Below are 18,723 nucleotides of genomic sequence, written 5' to 3'. Positions count from 1 at the left end.
CTTTTATCTCAATAATATTCGCCATTCATCTTGGCGAATACACGCTCTTATCAACTGCCGCTGATCATTGACGTCATTCTAATTTTACGGTGATCTGTCATTTCTAAATTCGACATCACCACCAATTGTGGCAAGCTGCGGCGCAAAAAGCGCGAAAGAATTACCCGCAACGCATGGTTCACTAACAAGACATTAGGCGCACCCATCGCCTCTTGGTGAGAAACCGCTTGCTCCGCTTGCGTTTGGATAAACTGCGCAAGGTTTGGCTCTAATCCACCGCCATTTTTCGCCGCTTGCAGAAGAATTTGTTCCAGTCCGGCATCTAACCCAATCACTTGAATTTCTTCCGCATTACCAAACCATTGCTGAGTAATCGCACGGCCTAGTGCAATACGAACTTGTGATGTGAGGTAATCAGTATCTTTTTGCTCACCATTTTCCCCTGCCATTTCCGCTAACGTTTCAATGATGGTGCGCATATCGCGGATCACCACATCTTCCATTAATAAATTTTGCAAAACACGATGCAAAATCGTTAACGAAATCGTGTCTGGGATCAGGTCATCTGCCAGTTTCGGCATCTCTTTTTTCACTCGGTCATACAGCATTTGTGCTTCTTGGCGACCAAATAATGTGCTCGAGTTTTGCAGTAAAATTTGGTTGAAGTGTGTTGCAACCGCCGTACTCGCTGAAACCACGGTATAACCTTGAATTTGCGCTTCTTCGCGTAAGTCGTCATCAATCCAAACTGCAGGTAAACCAAAAGCGGGCTCTCTTGTTGCATCCCCTTGTAACGTCCCCGCGGCATTACCAGGATCAATGGCTAAACTACGCCCTGGTTGCGCTTCGCCGCGTCCTACCTCTGCACCTTTAATTAAAATACGGTACTCACAAGGGGAAAGCGCTAAATTGTCACAAATGTGGACAACTGGCGGTAAGTAACCGACTTCTTGAGCGAATTTTTTACGCAATCCTCGCAGACGGCCTAATAATTCACCTTGCTGGTCGTTATCCACAAGTGGGATCAAACGGTAGCCCACCTCCATTGCCAATAAGTCTTCTAATTGCACATCATCCCACGTGGCTTCTACCACCTTGTTGGCTTCTTGGAAATGTTGTGCTTGGTTATTATCGCCCTTTGCACTTTCTGGTTGTTGTGATTTACGTACTAAATACCAACCTAATCCCGCAAGTGCTGCTGTAAATAACAAAAAGACAAAGTTTGGCATCCCAGGGATCAGGCCTATCAAACCCAAAACACCTGCACTCAACCACATAACACGCGGGTTATTAAACAGTTGGTTGACCATCTGCTCACCGACGTCTTCATCCGTCGCAACACGAGTTACGATAACCCCTGCCGCTGTGGAGATAATCAACGCAGGAATTTGGGCAACAAGACCATCACCGATTGTCAGCAAGGTGTAGGCGCTCGTGGCCTCCCCTAGCGACATATTGTGTTGACCTACACCAACGATTAACCCGCCGACCACGTTGATCACCATAATCATGATCCCCGCGATAGCATCGCCACGTACGAATTTACTGGCACCGTCCATCGAACCGTAAAAATCCGCTTCTTGCGTCACTTCTGCACGACGTTTTTTGGCTTCATCATCATTGATGATCCCTGCATTGAGGTCAGCATCGATAGCCATTTGCTTACCAGGCATTCCGTCTAACACAAAGCGAGCACCCACTTCGGCGATACGCCCCGCGCCTTTGGTGATAACCATAAAGTTAATCAAAACCAGAATGATAAATACCACAATACCAATGGCAAAGTTGCCGCCCACTAAAAAGTGGCCGAATGCCTCAACGACTCGACCTGCAGCGTCAGGCCCTGTATGCCCATCCAACAAAATAATTCGTGTTGATGCGATATTCAACGATAGGCGTAATAGCGTGGCGAATAGTAAGATAGTTGGAAAGGCAGCAAAATCAAGGGTTCGTTTAGTGAACATCGCCACCAATAACACCATGATGGAAAGCGCAATATTAAAGGTAAACAGTAAATCCAATAAAAATGCGGGTAATGGCAATACCATCATCGACAAAATCAATAAGATTAGAACTGGACCCGCGAGTATTTGCCACTGCGTTCCTTGTAAGTTTTTCGGCAATTTTAAAAGTGCAGCCAAATTAGCCATCGCGATTGTTATCTCCAGCAAAGTCCAGCGTCGGTGGCACTGGTAAATTTTTCGGTTTTTTCGGTCTGAGCCCACCTTCACGACGCCAGCGGCGCAGTTGGTAAACCCATGCTAAAACTTCTGCAACCGCCGCATATAACGCGACAGGGATGCTTTGCCCTATCTCTGCATGACGATATAACGCCCTTGCAAGCGGCGGTGCTTCTAATTGTAATATTCGGTGTTCTTCACCAATTTCCTTAATGCGCTGCGCTATCACCCCTGCGCCTTTCGCCAACACTTTTGGTGCCCCCATACGTTTATCATCATATTTCAGCGCCACTGCATAGTGCGTGGGGTTAGTCACTATCACATCGGCAAGTGGCACATCCGCCATCATGCGATTTCGCGCTATCGCCCGCTGTTGTTGGCGAATTTTCGCTTTAATATGTGGGTCACCCTCTTGCTGCTTAAACTCATCTTTAATTTCTTGGCGGCTCATACGCAATTTCTTCAAATGAGAGCGAAATTGATAAAACACGTCAAATGCCACCATTGGGATCAGCAAAAACACAATCAAATACCCCGCAAAAATCACTTTTTGCAGGGCATTACTCAGTGCGGTAACAGGTGACTCCATCACTAAATGCAGCAATGAAGGCCAGCTTTGCCATAAAAAAATAAATGCCCCCAACCCAACAAACAATGATTTCAAAATTGCCTTGAACAATTCTGATAACGCATTCATTGAAAAAATACGTTTTAGCCCTTTAATTGGGTTGAGCTTTTTTAAATCGAACTTAATCAATTTACTGTTAAACACTAACCCGCCCACTAAAGACGACGCGGAAATCCCGACGAGCGCTAAACCGCCAATAACAGGCAATAATGCAAATAATGCCTCACTGACCACACGCCCTAAATAGCTGATCATTAAGCCTGTATTTTGCAAATAATGGCCATCAAAAATAAAGCCTTGTCGGGCAATTTGGCGAAGTTGTGCCGCAAGGTGCCCCCCGCTTAACCAGAGCAAACTGATACCCGCCAACATCATCATTAGCGAGCTAAGTTCCTTTGAACGAACGATTTGCCCATCATCTTTGGCTTTTTGCTTTTTATGGGGGGTGGGCTCTTCTGTTTTTTCTACATCACTCTCGTCGGACACCGTGGTTCCAAAATTTAGCGAAAATACGAGTTATCGCTATAGCATGACAGAGTGTAAAAAAATCAATGGTGGAAAATAGACGCAGTTCGAGGGGGTTATTTGCCTATTGAGCAATAAGACAGCAACTTTGCGAAGCGCTTGGCAAATAAAAAACGGGCAATTATATTTTTCTCGCGCTGCTCAAAAATGGCGATAAAATATCCATATTCACACGAAACCGTGACAGCTTACACGGGTGAATACACATGTATAAGGAATTTATCAGCCATCTTATGTAAGGCATTAGCCGAAGAATTAAAAAAAGTGGAAACCATAAAGTGGAAAGAAAAAAACATCGCAGGTTTCAATGAACTCAATAGGATCAGCAAAGAGCATGGACTATTCTCAGACAAATACAGGGAATTTTAATGCAATACCATCTCTATCAAAATAGAGGCGATGCTATTCATGCTCCCTACTTATTTGATATTCAAAGTGATATTATTGATATCCTGAATACTCGATTGGTCATCCCTTTATATGATAGTGATTTATTACATCAGCCCGTGCCTGATAAACTAACCCCATGCCTTTCGGTTCTTGACCATGACTATATTTTAATGACTCACTTAATGGTCGCTGTACCAAAATTATAATTTTTTCAAATAAATCAATAAGTTAAACATTGAAAGAGAACATATCAAAAAAGCCATTGCCCTACTCATTGATGGGTTTTAATTAATAAGGTTCTTATGGATACTTGCCACCTAGTCGCCCCCGATATCACACTTGAAGATGCGCCAAAAGAAGCGGCTCGCATGCTAAATTGGCTACAAACACAAGGGATCATCGACCCTAGCTTTCAAGCGATTGAATATGATAAGGTAATTTATCGCCCAATGCCTGCTTATAAAGAACCTATTTTATATGTTATTGATGGCAGTATTGTTCCCACCCAACTACCTGAAAACCAATTAAAAAATACCCTATCCATTGTCACAGAACGCACTGTTTTTCATGCAGGCGGCAATGGGATTGGCATTTACTGCCCACAATGCGGCAATGAACAAACAGAACACAGTCATGCATGGGGTGATGCCGTTTCTGATTGGTATGAAGGAAAAAACGAAAGCTTATCCTGCTTTCAATGCAATTTTCATTCACCGCTTTTCGGTTGGCAATTTAACCCTCAATGGGCCTTTGGCAACCTAGGTTTTAGCTTTCATAATTGGGATATTAGCGATGATTTTATTGCCCAATTTGAACATGTACTCGGCAGTAAAATTATTGCCGTCTACCAACATGACTAGCACAATATTATTTAGTCGTTGGGTTTAACGTAATTTGCATGCCAACAGCTTGCGCATATTTGAGTAACGTACCGAGTTTAGGGTCAAACTGCCCTTTTTCTAAACGGGAAATATTTTGCTTTTGTGTTTGCATTTTTTCAGCAATTTCAACTTGCGTAAAATTATTAGCAAGGCGAGCCATACGCAACTGGCTAATTAACGCTTTGCGCATTTCTAATTCAAGGCAAGCGGTTTCTTGGTCAAGTTCTTCTCGCCTTTCTCCTTTTTCATCATTTATCAAAGTAGAAATCAAATCATTATTTATCATCTGAATACACTCGATCACAGTAAGCTAACTAATTGAAATGGATAATATGAAGCTACGTTAATCGTTATCAACTAATGTAGCTCCATAAAAAGCGGTTAGGTTATCGTAATAACCTAAAAACCAAGTTCATCAAGCAGGTCATCAACTTGCGACTGTGATGCCATCACATTAACGCCTTCTTTATTGATTTGCGGGCCATTGAGTAAACTTTCGTTTTGTGTTTTCGCACGCATTTCAGGTGGCGTATTTTCCATTAACAATGCCAGCAGTTGTTTTTCCGCTTCTTCAACCACTTCCATCATTTTTTTAATGACTTGCCCTGTTAAGTCCTGAAAATCTTGCGCCATCATGATTTCCAGTAATTCAGCCTTAGTGGTTTCGCTGTCTTGGATCACTTGCCCTAAAAAAGCTTCTGTTGACTCACGCAATTGTGTAGGAACCACACCAGTCGCTGTTTCTTGCCATTGCTGTTGCAACGTCTGCGCATTTTTATTCATATCCACTTGCAGTGGTTTGATGACATCAATGCCATTTAAGGTTTTTTCTGCCGCTTGCGCCGTCATTTGCGCGATATAACGCAGTCTGTCTTTCCCATCTGGAATGCTTGCAACAGCCTGTTGGACACTTTTTTCTAACCCCAATTCGCGCATACTTTCACGCAAGGTTCTCATCAGCGTACCAATGCGTGTAATGACTTGTTTTAAATCATCATTACCATTGCGAATACCTTCCATACCCACTTGCTCAGTCATGAAAATCTCCTTTGGCACTCACTATTATTGCAGTCCCATTTTTTCAAATACTTTGTTCAGTTTTTCTTCTAAGATAGCGGCAGTGAACGGTTTAACCACATAACCACTTGCCCCTGCTTGTGCAGCAGCAATGATGTTTTCTTTTTTTGCTTCCGCCGTTACCATCAAAACTGGGATATGCTTAAGTGCATCATCGCCACGAATTGTTTTAAGCAGTTCTAAGCCATCCATATTTGGCATATTCCAGTCTGCAACAACAAAGTCGATGTTACCCGCACGGATTTTTTCTAATGCATCAACACCGTCTTCTGCTTCTTCTATTTTGCTAAACCCGAGCTCTTTTAATAAGTTACGGACGATACGACGCATGGTAGAAAAATCATCAACAACCAGAAAACTAAGATCTTTAGCGGCCATAACCACTCCTTCAAATACAATTGTGAATTTCCGCCGCTGCTACACAGTGACAGAAGAAAGTCTTGCTAAAACACTTGGGGCAATTTTTCGAATATCTTGCACTTCGTCCACTGCATCCATTTCAATCGCAGCTCGTGGCATACCAAATACCACACAGCTACTTTCGTTCTGCGCGTAAGTAATCGCCCCTTGTTTACGTAAATTCAATAACCCTTTGGCGCCATCCATCCCCATACCAGTCAATAACACACCAATGCATTTTCGTCCGACACATTGAGCTACTGAATCAAATAGCACATCTACTGACGGGCGATGGCGATTAACGGGTTCACTTTGTTGCAAAATCACTTGGAAACCTTTGCCTTTGTCTGCAATCAACATGTGAGAATCACCTGGCGCGATATAGGCGTGTCCTTTTTGCAGTAACTCGTTGTTTTCTGCCTCTTTTACCGTTAGTACACACAATTTATTCAGTCTGTCAGCAAATGAGCGGGTAAATCCTGCGGGCATATGCTGCGTGATCACCACAGGTGGGCATTCACGGGGTAGCATTTCTAAAAATTGGCGGATCGCTTCTGTCCCGCCAGTAGATGCGCCAACCGCAATCACACGGCTGTTACACACATACGGGGACAACGCTTTGGCTTGAGCAACTGGCTCAGACATTTTTTTCTCTGGCCGCGCAAACCGACTGCGTTGAGTGATCTTAGACATTGCCGCCGCACGAATTTTTTCACCAATAATGTCACGGTAGCTCATCATGGTTTCGCGAATGCCGATTTGTGGTTTAGTGACAAAATCCACCGCACCAAGCTCTAACGCTTTAAGCGTTACTTCGGAGCCTTTTGATGTCAATGTAGATACCATCACCACTGGCATTGGGTGCAAACGCATTAATTTTTCTAAAAAATCAATACCATCCATACGAGGCATTTCAACATCTAACGTGATCACATCAGGTTCGAGCTGTTTAATTAAATCACGTGCAACGTAAGGATCAGGCGCTGTATCCACCACCTCCATGTCTTCATGGCTATTAATGATTTCACGCATTAATTGACGCATCAGTGCTGAGTCATCCACACATAGCACTTTAATTTTTTTCATTACCCCCTCCTTTCAGCTTGCACGCTGTAGACGGTTTGTCCTTTGATCACAAAGCGTTGTGTTAATTGTGATAAATTTTCTGAATGCCCAATAAATAACAAGCCATCTGGCTTAAGCAGTGGTGCAAAACGCTCAAGCATTTTTATTTGCATTTCTTTATCGAAATAAATCATTACGTTACGGCAAAAAATTGCATCAAAGCGATGTTGGAGCTGCCAGTCATGGTCACTCAAATTTAAGTAACGAAATTCAATCATCTGCCTTAACGCGGGCTTGACTCGTGCATACCCTTCAAATTCCCCCACACCTTTCATAAAGTAACGTTGCCGCTGAAGTGCACTAAGTGATTTCAGCTCTTCGATGCGGTAAACACCTTGTTTCGCTTTTTCAAGCACTTCCGTATCAATGTCACTGGCAATCACTTTGGCATTAACGGCATTTGGCCCCAGTACATCACTTAATGTCATCGCGATAGAATAAGGCTCTTCCCCTGTTGAAGATGCTGCACACCAGATGGTGATTGGGTTATTTTTACGTGTACGAATAAAATCCGTTAACGTGACAAAATGGTGTGGCTCACGAAAGAATGCGGTTAAATTTGTGGTCAATGCATTGACGAAAGCTTGCCATTCCGCGTTATGTGGCTCGCGCTCAAGCATCCGTAAATAGTCAGAAAAGTTGTCGAGATTACAGTCACGTAACCGCTTTAATAGCCGGTTATAGACCATATTTTTTTTATTCATGGTTAGGACTATGCCTGATTTTTTATGAATAAATCGACAAACCCGACCAAACTCATCATCAGTCAGTGGTTCTATCTGTGGTACAAAAAGCATCGTACTTGTCGTCCTATTCAATAAAAATCCAGAAGCAGCCACCTAATGCGCTGCCTTTAATGGCAAGGGAAATGCACAAAACGATTCATCTCCCTCTGCCGAAAACTCATTGTGAGTTTTCTCAACACTTAATACCGACTACGGTTTACTGCATTTTCAGGGAGCTCAAAAAATGCCACAGTATCCACTAAGTTATTGGCTTGGTCTTCCAGTGCCGCAGTTGCACTGGTCGATTGCTCGACTAATGCAGCGTTTTGCTGTGTGACTAAGTCCATTTGACTCACTGCGGTAGCAACTTGCTCAATCCCACGGCTTTGCTCATTCGATGCAGACGCAATATTTCCCATTAATTCAGTCACTTGATTAACTGCAGCAACCAGTTCGCTCATGGTCGCACCCGCTTCATTCACCAGCTGGGAACCTTGACTTACACGCCCCACAGACTCATCAATTAACGTTTTAATCTCTTTTGCCGCTTCAGCACTACGTTGTGCCAATGCCCTAACTTCGCCAGCGACAACGGAGAACCCACGACCTTGCTCACCCGCACGCGCCGCTTCAACCGCTGCATTTAGGGCTAAAATATTGGTTTGAAAAGCAATGCCATCAATCACGCTAATAATTGCGCTAATTTTTTGTGAACTGTTAGAAATTGATGTCATGGTATCGATAACATCTTCGGTAATTTCACCGCCTTTCGTTGCCGTTTTCGATGCACTGACGGCGAGCTCACTGGCTTGACGCGCGTTATCCGCATTCTGCTTAACGGTCGCTGTTAGCTCTTCCATACTGGCTGCCGTTTCTTCAAGGGATGCTGCTTGCTGTTCAGTACGCGATGATAAGTTATTATTACCTAAAGCGATTTCACGAATACCGGTATACATTTGGTCAGTATTCGAACGCAATGCACTGACGGAAGTGGCTAACGATTCTTGCATTTGTTTGAGTTTGCCAAATACTTCACCGATTTCATCGCCCGTCGTAATTTCAATATTTTGGTTCAGTTTGCCATCAGCCACTAAAGCGAAGTGTTCACCCATACTTTTCAATGGGTTAATCACTTTACGTTTCATCCAATAATGAGCAAACGCGATCACCAGAATAATAATCACAATCACCGAACAAAATGAGCTCCACGCAAAGGTGTTGTACATGCGTGCAGCAGAAAGAGATTCATCATTTTCAGCATTCAATAATTCAAGATATTCATCAATTACTTGGGTTAATTGATCTTGATTTTCTTGGGCTGGAAGCTCAATGTAAGCTGCGATATCTTTGTTATCTAAGTGTGTTTTTAATGCTTTGAGTGTTGCGACAAAAGCTTGATATTTCGCATCAAGAGCTGCAAGGTTTTCTTTTTCACTCAAAATCGGTTGGTTTTTAAATGTGGTATAATCTTTTTGCGCTTCTTCTAATAGTTTGCCAAAAGTGACTTGTGTTTCTTCAATAAGCTGGTCATGGCCACTCACTTTATTCAGCAATGCAATTTGCGTTAAGCTATTACGTGCTTGTATTAAATGTTTATTGGTTTCCTCAAGCATTGCACGCTTATCAGAGCCCAAATCAATACGTTCTAATGCTTTTAACTCACTAACAACAATTCCAACAGAAACCCCGCTCGACACAATCTGCATTCCACAAAATAAAAATAGAAGCAGATATAAACTCACCGAAATTCGGATATTTTTACCAAACATAGATAATCCCCATTTGTGCCAGCTAAGAGAGCTGTTCGCTTAAAACATTGCTTGTTTTCTAATGCACAGAAACGCTGCAAAGCCAAAGCCTTGCAGCGTGAAACCATGCTTAATGTTTAGAAAGTTTCCCAGTTGTCATCATCTTTATGTTCCTTCGATGATAGTTTTTTTAAATCCGGCGTTTTAACGATATTGGATACCGTTCTTGCTGCTGGTTTTGTATTACGTATTTCACTTTGTTTTAACGGTGGTAAACGGAAAATAGAGATAAGCTGCGACAGTTTCGCGACTTGCTCTTCTAACACATTCGCTGCAACCGCTGATTGTTCCACTAACGAGGCATTTTGCTGAGTCACTTTATCCATTTCAGCAACTGCAATGCTGACCTGCGAAATGCCTTTACTTTGCTCATCAGAAGCGGTTGCGATGTGCGTCATGATGTCTGTCACTCGCGTGACCGATTCCACAATTTTCGTCATCGTTTCACCTGCGTCTTCCGCTTGGCGCGCGCCTGTTCCTGTTCTTGAAACAGAGTCTTCAATCAATGTTTTGATTTCTTTCGCGGCATCCGCACTGCGTTGTGCTAAGTTACGCACTTCATCTGCCACGACCGCAAAACCACGGCCATGCTCACCCGCTCGTGCAGCTTCAACCGCAGCATTCAGTGCTAAGATATTGGTTTGGAAGGCAATACTGTCAATCACTGCAGTGATATCAGAGATTTTTTGTGAGCTATCAGCAATGTTCAACATGGTACTCACCACATTGGAAACCACTTTTCCACCTTCTTTCGCAATAACAGACGCTTGGTTTGCATACTCGCTAGCTTGATGGGCGTAGTCTGTATTTTGCTTAACCGTTGCGGTTAATTCGCTCATACTGGCGGATGTCTCTTCCAAACACGCCACTTGCTGCTCCGTACGAGAAGAAAGGTCGTTATTACCTGCGGCAATTTCAGTGGTGCCTTGGTAAATAGTTTCACTGCCATCTAATACACCACGAACCGTGTTAATCAGCTCTTGTTGCATGTGCTGAACGCCATTAGCTAATTCGCCAATTTCGTTATTCGAGGCTGTCGTAATGGAAGGCGTTAAATCACCTGATGCGAAGACTTTAATCCGCTCGTTTAATAAACCTAATGGCTCAATAATGCCTTTACGCACATAGCGATAACTAAAGAAACCAATAAAGGCGAGCAGAATCGATAATGTCACCAGCATATATAATGATTGGCGATAATTATTATCTGCATTAACGACCTCGCTTTGGAAATCGGCTGAAATATCGGCGAAATAAGCATTAAATTGCTCTTCGAACTTCATTTGATGGCCCGATGTTCTATGAGCATAGAAACCTTCTAAGTCTCCTTTTTCCGCGAAATCACTGAGCTTAATTAATGCATCACGGTAGGTTTCATAGGTGCTAAAAAGCTGTTCAAACTTGGCTTTATCATACTCTGAACTTTGCATCAGCTTGTTGTAACGAGCATAAGCATCATCCGCAGCTTTAAAGTTACGTTTTGCCGCTTTAATCAGGTCTTCTGTTGTCGCATCATCTTGAATTTTGCGGCCGTCTAATAGGTAGGCGTTGATTGACCGATTTAAATTGGCTCGGGCCTGTAAAAGGTTAACCCAGCTTTCCGTTAATACTTGTCTTTGGCGTTGTAGTGAATTTAAATAACTAATACTGTCGCTGTTATCGCCGAGTTTAGTGAACATCAACCCACTGGATACCAGTTGCAATAAAATAAAGATAAAAATGACGGACAAAAGTCCTGATACGATTTTAATTCGACTGTACATGACGTTTTACTAACATTATTTGTTGTATTTTGGATATCGGTCATCTAACCAAAAACTTTAGTTAATGACTTATTATTATTTGAGCAATTATTTAGGCTGAGAATTACTCAGCCATGCTGTCAATAAGCGCCATTTCGTCACTAGTCAGTAGCTTTTCAATGTCCACTAAAATCAACATGCGGTCATTGAGTGTCCCTAAACCAGTGAGATATTGGGTGGATAACGTCACTGCAAAATCGGGCGGCGGTGCAATTTGCTCTTCATTGAGCACCAACACATCCGAAACGCCATCAACCACAATGCCAACCACTCGGTCTTTTAAATTCACAACAATCACAACGGTGTTATCGTTGTACACCACATTTTCATGAGAGAATTTCACCCGTAAATCAATGATTGGGATAATGACTCCGCGTAAGTTCGTAACCCCCTTGATAAAGTCAGGTGTATTTGCGATGCGAGTGACTTGCTCGTACCCCCGAATTTCCTGCACTTTTAAAATTTCAATGCCGTACTCTTCCTCACCTAAAGTGAAAATAAGGTAACCTTCGCCGTTTTTTTCTTCTTCGTGTTTATTTAAATCATCATCTAACATAGACATGGTATATGGCCTCTATTTAGTGCACGACAGGTTGGGAAACCTGATGTTTCTTTTTGATCAAAATGCTGTTATTCATTTTTTGCAGCTCAGCCACATCTAAAATCAATGCAACAGAACCGTCGCCCATAATCGTTGCAGCAGAAATACCTGGAATTTTTCGGTAGTTACTTTCGATATTTTTCACCACGACTTGTTGCTGTCCGACCAATTTGTCCACAAGCAATGCAAAACGGTGCCCCGCATTTTGAATAATAAGCACAATGCTGTTATCCAAATTGCGCTCCGCTTCTTCAATAGAAAAGACATGGTGTAGCTCGACCAATGGCAGATATTCACCGCGAACTAAAAGCATTTTTTCTTCACCCGCAAGGCGGTAAATATCTTCTTGTCGTGGTTGTAAAGTGCTGATGATGGCGCTTAAAGGCACGATAAAAACATCTTCTGCCACTTTTACTGACATTCCATCAAGAATGGCAAGGGTTAAAGGAAGTAAAATTCGAATGATAGTTCCTTTGCCTTCGGTGAAACCGATTTGGATACGGCCGCCCATATCTTGAATGTTCCTTTTCACCACATCCATCCCCACACCGCGACCCGATACATCAGTTACCACTTCTGCAGTGGAGAAGCCTGGTGCCATAATAAGCATCGCCACTTCATCGTTACTCATGCCATCATGCACATTCATCCCTTGAGAGCGGGCTTTAGCCAAAATACGCTCACGGTTTAGACCTGCCCCGTCATCACGCACCTCAATACAAATATTGCCGCTTTGATGTGCAGCTGCGAGAGTCAATGTCCCCGCTTCTGGTTTTCCATTTGCCACACGGACATCTGGTTTTTCAATACCATGGTCTAAGCTATTACGGACAAGGTGATTTAGCGGGTCGACAATGCGCTCTATCAGGCTCTTATCAAGTTCAGTCGAACTACCTTCCACTTTTAATTCAATTTTCTTGCCTAATTTAGAGGCAATATCACGCACCATGCGTGGGAAACGGCTGAAAACATAGTCCATTGGCATCATACGAATAGACATGACGGACTCTTGCAGGGCTCGCGAGTTACGCTCCAATTGAACAATAGAGCTCAGTAAATCACTGTATTCATTTTGATCAACGTGTTGGCTGTGCTGTGTCAGCATGGATTGGATAATTACTAACTCACCGACCAGGTTGATAAGTTGATCGACTTTTTCCACGGCAACACGAATACTGCTGGAGTCCCCTTTCGGTTTTGTTACTGCTGTTTTTTTCGAAGGGCTCGAAACCACGGTAGGGTTAACGACTTCTTTTGGAAGCACAATTTCCGCATCTTGAACGGCTTCAGGTTCACTTTTTCTTTCTGCTTGTGGCATAAAAGCTTGGCAATCAGCAAACGTGATAGCGTCTTGTGCAATTTGTGATTCATCCACCACAAAACACAGTACCCCACAAATATCCTCAATATCGGTATTTGTGCCTAACCATACTTGGAGGCTATCGGTCGATTTTTCCGTATGATATAAATGACCAAACAGTTCGAGCTCGTCGGCAAGTAAATCGACTTCGGTTTCTTTAAGTCCACTTAATGTGATTTTAAAGTAATGCGAAAATTCCCCTTTAGCGTCAATTTGTTGAATTTCTGACGTCACTTCTTCTACTTGTACAATGTCTTCAATAATAGACTCTGCCTCAATGACCTCTTCGGCATGGTTCTCAACACGACTAAGCACTTCACAAATTCGTTTAAATGACTCTTCATCGGGTAAAGAATCATTTTTGTAAGCATCGAGCTGCGAGGCCATAACATCTTTGGTATCCAAAAATACATCTATGATGTCAGGAGTGAGGACCAACTCATCATGGCGTGCCTTATCGAGCAGGTTTTCCAGTGTGTGCGTGGTGTTTTGCAACTGAGTGAAACCAAAGGTTGCAGCACCTCCTTTTATTGAGTGCGCACTACGGAAAATGGCATTTAGCTGCTCGCTATCCGGGTCAAAAGGATCAAGCTCAAGTAAATGTTGTTCCATATCCCTGAGCAACTCGTCGGCTTCATCGAAAAATGTTTGATAAAACTCAGTAATATCCATGGTTTTTATCCAGTTTCGCTTAGGTTTCACTTAACGCTGACTGCCGGAAAATCCGGCAGGCAATAAAAAATCACAATGTATCTCTTCACAAACACAGTCTATTCATCGGCTTTTTTCTGTGTTTTCGCCGTCACCACAGTCTCAGTAGCTATCTTCGTAGCTGGTTTACCCAATACGTCAGAAATCGGTTTTGCTCCGTCGTATTCACGTAAAATTTGTTTCGTTTCCTCATCATTGAGAACAATGATGCTGATCCGTCGGTTAATTGGTGCAAGACCGTTGTTTTTATCTAAATGAATCGCTGATGCCATACCAACCACTCGTAAAACCTTGCTCTCATCCATTCCCCCACGGATTAACTCACGTCGCGAAGCATTTGCTCTGTCTGATGAAAGTTCCCAGTTGCTGTAATTCGCCCCGTTGGCATAAGATAAATCATCGGTATGGCCTGAAATGCTGATTCGGTTAGGTACATCATTTAGCAAAGGGGCAATGGCGCGTAAAATATCGCGCATGTAAGGTTCCACTATCGCAGAACCTACTTGAAACATCGGGCGGTTTTCACTATCGACAATTTGAATGCGCAGACCGTCATTAATCATGTCGATCAGTAAATGCGGTTTTAACTCATTTAGACGTGGGTCTTTTAAAATAGCCTGCTCAAGGGCTTCCTTAAGCTTTTCAAACCGATAACTGGCATTACCGTCAATAATATTATTCGGTTCAGGCATCACATCGCCCTCACGAAAAATGGGGTCTTTGCCGCCTCCCGGAATAGGGTTGGTCGCATCTCCACTTTTGGTACCAGGGTTAATTGCAGTACTAAGCGGAGTTCGAAAATATTCTGCAATTTGCGTGAGTTCTTGAGGACTTGAAATCGAAATCAGCCACATCACCAAAAAGAATGCCATCATCGCCGTCATAAAATCGGCATAAGCGATTTTCCACGAACCACCGTGGCCACCTTGATGATGAGAATTGCGTTTTTTGACTCGAATTACATGAGGGGTATTGGCTGCCATCCTAGTGTTACTCCTCGGTGGTTTCTTGTGAGCGAGCACCCACTTTTACTTCGCGAACTCTATCTTCAAGTTCAACGAATGACGGCCTATCAGCACTAAATAACACTTTACGACCAAACTCTACGGCAATTTGCGGCGCATACCCTTGTAATGCAGATAAGAATGTCACTTTGATACATTCCATCATTTTGAGCTGTTCGCTGCTGCGTAATCTAATCAGTGCTGCCAAGGGTAAAATAAATCCGTAAGCGACTAAAATACCTAAGAATGTTCCAACCATCGCATGGGCAATCAATGCGCCAAGTTCACCTGCTGGCCTATCAGCAGATCCCAACGCATTCACGACACCTAATACCGCCGCCACAATACCAAAAGCAGGCATGGAGTCACCGACCATATTTAGGCCAGATGCAGGAACTTCATTTTCTTGGCGGAATGTTTCGAGTTCTTCATCCATTAAGGCTTCAATTTCATGACTTTGTAAGTTACTGCTTACCATCAAACGCAAATAATCCACAATAAACATCATGGTGGATGCATCTTTGAGGATGCGAGGATATTGAGAAAAAATTTCGCTTTCTTGAGGATTTTCAATATCTTTTTCTAAGGCAAGTAACCCTTGTTGGCGAGATTTATTGAGCAATTGAAATAACAATGCCATCAAGTCCATTGACATCGTTTTATTGTAGGAAGAACGGCGGAATAGTTTCGGTAATACTTTACATAGGGCGATAATGGATTTGCCACTGTTACCCACGACAAATGCACCTAAACCAGCACCTAATATAATAACAAATTCAGCGGGTTGATATAGCGCGCCTAAATGGCCACCAACCATGAGATAACCGCCAATAACCGCTATTGTAACAATGATATACCCGATGAGTATTAACACAATATTCCCTTTCACTCCGTTGGTTAACAGATGGCAGTCAAAGGGAATATTAGGAGTAACAGGCAAAAACTTGCCTGTTGACCAAATCAATCCAATTACATTACCGCTTTCGTAATGCCATCCTGTCGATATAGCGTAATATCGGCGAGATGCTCGGAAAGTTTACGTTTTTTTATTGCTCGTGATGGCGGCTGACACAAACTACAAGTAAAACTATTTTCTGGGATGTGCGCATAAGTGATAAACGAACCATGGCAGCAGCTGCATTTTGAGCTTTGTAGCATGCCACTTTCAACAAAACGGACGAGGGTCCAAGCTCGTGTTAGTGCTAATAATGGCTCATCACCTGGCTCTGGAATACATTGTTCAAGATACAAACGGTAAGCTTTTAAGATGGCATCAACGCCTTGGCAATGTCCACTTTGCAGTAAAAATTGATAGGCGTTATAAAACATGGATGAATGAATATTCTGCTCCCATGTCATAAACCAATCTGTTGAGAACGGTAGCATACCTTTTGGTGGCGGGCAGCCTCGAAGTTCTTTGTATAATCGAACTAAACGGCCGCGGCTAATTTGGGTTTCACTTTCTAACATTTGAAGGCGAGCGCCTAAAGAGATTAATTCCATGGCTAAGCGAATATCGTTCGCTTCTTGGACAATACTTTTTTCAGCTGCGGTACTCATCTTTTTCTCGCTATATCAGTGTCGCCTTCATTATGCGTTTGCAATAATCGGGTCGAAAGGAGGATACCTGTATGAATTTGTTGTAATTCATCAACCCTTGAGTCGCGGGTCAACTTTTCAATTGTGTCGCTATTCTCAAATCTAAACTGACAGATTAGCTGGTTTGTTTCTGCCAATTTGACCAATTGAGGAAGCGTAAGGTCTGCTAAAGTAGTTGCCATTGCATCAGAGGTACCTAAGCGGAACATCGCAGAAGCTTTCTCTTGGGAGATGAGTTTTTGGGCTAATAGCAAATATGAGAGGTTAATATCGTATATATGCTTCAGAAAATCTGTCGTCGAGCTCATTTTTTTTCCTTTCCGAATATTTATCAACATCTGTGTGCAAAAAGAACAAATATGAATTTGAAAGTTTTGTGTGCCTAAAATTGGTTATTAGTAAAATTAATTAAACTGGATAAATGTATTCCATTACTTCCCATGTTTTCCGTTAATCAATACCCAGTTTGGAGTATAAAAACACAAATCTTCAAACTTAAATTAAATACATTTCCTGAATACCTACAAACAATAAAGAGTGACTAAAAATTTAGCACTTTCAGTAAAAGTCAGAATTTGCCGATGTCATTATTAGTCGTCAATTATTATGCACCACTAAATTAACTATTCAAGGTACTTATGTTTCTTTTTATCTCATTGGGATAATTATCCATTGATTCATTAAATAATCTTTATTATTTCTTTATCTTGTCTTTCCCTATCTAAAATATCCGCAACATTTTAGATCACCCTAAGCCAAATGACAGGATTTTAATCAAAGCCTTCACTCTTTATGTGTGATTTGAAAGCAAAAAAAACCAATCACAACATCAAAATCAAAATATTGATCCAAATCAATCTTTGGTATTGAGAAACTCAAAAATCTAATATAGGTATTCCTCATTATCGGCTATTTGGGAATAAAACTTAATCATTAATTTTCAATAAGTTTAATGATGGCAATAGGCGTTATTCAAAATTATTCAATCCAGTTCAAAGAGAAAAAAGATATTATTTTGTCATACATATTATCTCCATATATATATGTTACATTAGAATCATTAAACTATGGTTATAATATGCTCATATGATAATATTAATAAAATTAATAAACTTTATAAAGCCTGTCAGTAATGAAACAAATATTTAGCTTAAATATATGTGTTATGTATTATTGGCCGATTTATATTTTTAGTAATTTTCTTGTTATTATTTTTTTAACTAAACACTTTCAATCAATTTATTTTTGTTTTTTTTATTAAAATAACTAAAAAATTAATTTTTTTAATAAAATGATCAACCTACAGGTAACCAAACCCAAGAACGCATCACGAAAAATCAAAGTTTCAATTGAGAACATTCTGTTTCTTATCAATTTTCCTATTCGCTTTATCTCATTCAAAATAAGAATAAAACAGTGCTGACATCTTGTATTTTAATTTGTATTTTTACTTAATTTGTTTAGGGTTTTACATTGGCACGTTAATAACATAATAACATAACGTTATTATAACTTTTGATTACTATATACTTTTATTTTAACAAATCCAGCTTAACGCTAATTTAACTTAAGTAAATTTGCTTAGTCGATGAACACATCTAACTGAAATGAGTTGATTTTAGTTAAAATAATTCAGTTAGCTTTTCGAGTACAAATTCAACAAAATGAAGTATGTCTACTGGAGTAAAAAGATTATAAGAATTGCGACTTTGTTCACATTTAGTTTCTTTATTTCCAAATAGTTTCTAAATAAAACTATGTTGTTATAGGTACATTTGCGCCTACAAGATCACAAAATGAACATCTTGATATCATCGAGCTCAATAAGCCATCTTACTCACCTATAATCTCGCTTATTCTGCATACAGGTTTGACTGAAGCTCTCTTAGATTTACTTTATACTAACGG

The 18,723-nt window shown here is 41.4% G+C and carries 18 protein-coding genes; 3 read left to right on the top strand and 15 right to left on the bottom strand.

Going from position 1 to position 18,723, the window contains the following annotated elements; genetic code table 11:
• Window positions 1-50: 50 nt before the first annotated feature.
• Both flhA and flhB read right to left on the bottom strand, forming a co-directional pair.
• The gene (gene flhA / locus M1F05_RS07075) at window positions 51-2,150 is read right to left on the bottom strand and encodes a flagellar biosynthesis protein FlhA (protein WP_206083842.1); all 2,100 of its coding nucleotides are present in this window, start codon (window positions 2,148-2,150) and stop codon (window positions 51-53) included.
• A complete protein-coding gene (gene flhB / locus M1F05_RS07070; RefSeq protein ID WP_206083841.1) occupies window positions 2,143-3,294 on the bottom strand; it encodes a flagellar biosynthesis protein FlhB in 1,152 nt (383 codons plus the stop codon). The genes flhA and flhB overlap by 8 nt, the downstream gene beginning before the upstream one ends.
• Window positions 3,295-3,480: 186 nt before the next feature.
• On the opposite strand from flhB, the gene M1F05_RS07065 reads away from it, so the two are divergent.
• From M1F05_RS07065 to M1F05_RS07055, 3 genes are all read left to right on the top strand, one after another.
• Window positions 3,481-3,702: a type II toxin-antitoxin system CcdA family antitoxin gene (locus M1F05_RS07065; protein ID WP_206084377.1), complete on the top strand. Its 222-nt coding sequence runs from the start codon at window positions 3,481-3,483 to the stop codon at window positions 3,700-3,702.
• Window positions 3,702-3,929 carry a CcdB family protein gene (locus M1F05_RS07060; RefSeq protein WP_206083840.1) on the top strand — a complete coding sequence of 76 codons (228 nt, stop codon included), beginning with the start codon at window positions 3,702-3,704 and terminating at the stop codon, window positions 3,927-3,929. The genes M1F05_RS07065 and M1F05_RS07060 overlap by 1 nt, the downstream gene beginning before the upstream one ends.
• Before the next feature lie 96 nt (window positions 3,930-4,025).
• Window positions 4,026-4,583: a hypothetical protein gene (locus tag M1F05_RS07055; RefSeq protein ID WP_206083839.1), complete on the top strand. Its 558-nt coding sequence runs from the start codon at window positions 4,026-4,028 to the stop codon at window positions 4,581-4,583.
• A gap of 7 nt (window positions 4,584-4,590) precedes the next feature.
• Here M1F05_RS07055 and M1F05_RS07050 read toward each other — a convergent pair whose 3' ends face one another.
• The 13 genes from M1F05_RS07050 to flhD all read right to left on the bottom strand — a co-directional run bounded on the left by M1F05_RS07050 (window position 4,591) and on the right by flhD (window position 17,123).
• Complete coding sequence (locus tag M1F05_RS07050) at window positions 4,591-4,890, bottom strand: helix-turn-helix transcriptional regulator (protein ID WP_206083838.1); 300 nt, start codon at window positions 4,888-4,890, stop codon at window positions 4,591-4,593.
• A 113-nt stretch (window positions 4,891-5,003) separates the two neighbouring features.
• Window positions 5,004-5,642: a protein phosphatase CheZ gene (locus tag M1F05_RS07045; protein WP_047756177.1), complete on the bottom strand. Its 639-nt coding sequence runs from the start codon at window positions 5,640-5,642 to the stop codon at window positions 5,004-5,006.
• Window positions 5,643-5,666: 24 nt separating this feature from the next.
• The gene (cheY, locus tag M1F05_RS07040; RefSeq protein WP_206083837.1) at window positions 5,667-6,059 is read right to left on the bottom strand and encodes a chemotaxis response regulator CheY; all 393 of its coding nucleotides are present in this window, start codon (window positions 6,057-6,059) and stop codon (window positions 5,667-5,669) included.
• Between the two features lie 39 nt (window positions 6,060-6,098).
• The gene (locus M1F05_RS07035; protein ID WP_206083836.1) at window positions 6,099-7,166 is read right to left on the bottom strand and encodes a protein-glutamate methylesterase/protein-glutamine glutaminase; all 1,068 of its coding nucleotides are present in this window, start codon (window positions 7,164-7,166) and stop codon (window positions 6,099-6,101) included.
• Entirely contained in the window at window positions 7,166-8,002 is an 837-nt protein-coding gene (locus M1F05_RS07030; RefSeq protein WP_206083835.1) for a CheR family methyltransferase, read from the bottom strand. The genes M1F05_RS07035 and M1F05_RS07030 overlap by 1 nt, the downstream gene beginning before the upstream one ends.
• Window positions 8,003-8,130: 128 nt before the next feature.
• Window positions 8,131-9,699 (bottom strand): methyl-accepting chemotaxis protein, encoded by a 1,569-nt coding sequence (locus M1F05_RS07025; protein ID WP_206083834.1) that lies wholly within the window; start codon window positions 9,697-9,699, stop codon window positions 8,131-8,133.
• A gap of 116 nt (window positions 9,700-9,815) precedes the next feature.
• Window positions 9,816-11,501: a methyl-accepting chemotaxis protein gene (locus tag M1F05_RS07020; protein ID WP_206083833.1), complete on the bottom strand. Its 1,686-nt coding sequence runs from the start codon at window positions 11,499-11,501 to the stop codon at window positions 9,816-9,818.
• Between the two features lie 103 nt (window positions 11,502-11,604).
• Window positions 11,605-12,102, bottom strand: a complete 498-nt coding sequence (cheW, locus tag M1F05_RS07015; protein WP_004909833.1) for a chemotaxis protein CheW — start codon at window positions 12,100-12,102, stop codon at window positions 11,605-11,607.
• A gap of 16 nt (window positions 12,103-12,118) precedes the next feature.
• Window positions 12,119-14,173, bottom strand: coding sequence for a chemotaxis protein CheA (cheA, locus tag M1F05_RS07010; protein ID WP_206083832.1), 2,055 nt, complete (start codon window positions 14,171-14,173; stop codon window positions 12,119-12,121).
• A gap of 98 nt (window positions 14,174-14,271) precedes the next feature.
• Entirely contained in the window at window positions 14,272-15,195 is a 924-nt protein-coding gene (gene motB / locus M1F05_RS07005; RefSeq protein WP_241016823.1) for a flagellar motor protein MotB, read from the bottom strand.
• Window positions 15,196-15,202: 7 nt separating this feature from the next.
• Entirely contained in the window at window positions 15,203-16,090 is an 888-nt protein-coding gene (gene motA, locus M1F05_RS07000; RefSeq protein WP_206083831.1) for a flagellar motor stator protein MotA, read from the bottom strand.
• Between the two features lie 95 nt (window positions 16,091-16,185).
• Entirely contained in the window at window positions 16,186-16,776 is a 591-nt protein-coding gene (flhC, locus tag M1F05_RS06995) for a flagellar transcriptional regulator FlhC (RefSeq protein WP_206083830.1), read from the bottom strand.
• A complete protein-coding gene (flhD, locus tag M1F05_RS06990; protein WP_318826000.1) occupies window positions 16,773-17,123 on the bottom strand; it encodes a flagellar transcriptional regulator FlhD in 351 nt (116 codons plus the stop codon). Before flhD ends, flhC begins: the two co-directional genes overlap by 4 nt.
• Window positions 17,124-18,723 lie beyond the last annotated feature (1,600 nt).

Origin of the sequence: Providencia sp. PROV252 (assembly GCF_033676005.1) — a bacterium.
GTDB classification, from domain to species: Bacteria; Pseudomonadota; Gammaproteobacteria; order Enterobacterales; family Enterobacteriaceae; genus Providencia; species Providencia vermicola.
This window is presented reverse-complemented; position numbering and strand designations above follow the sequence as displayed.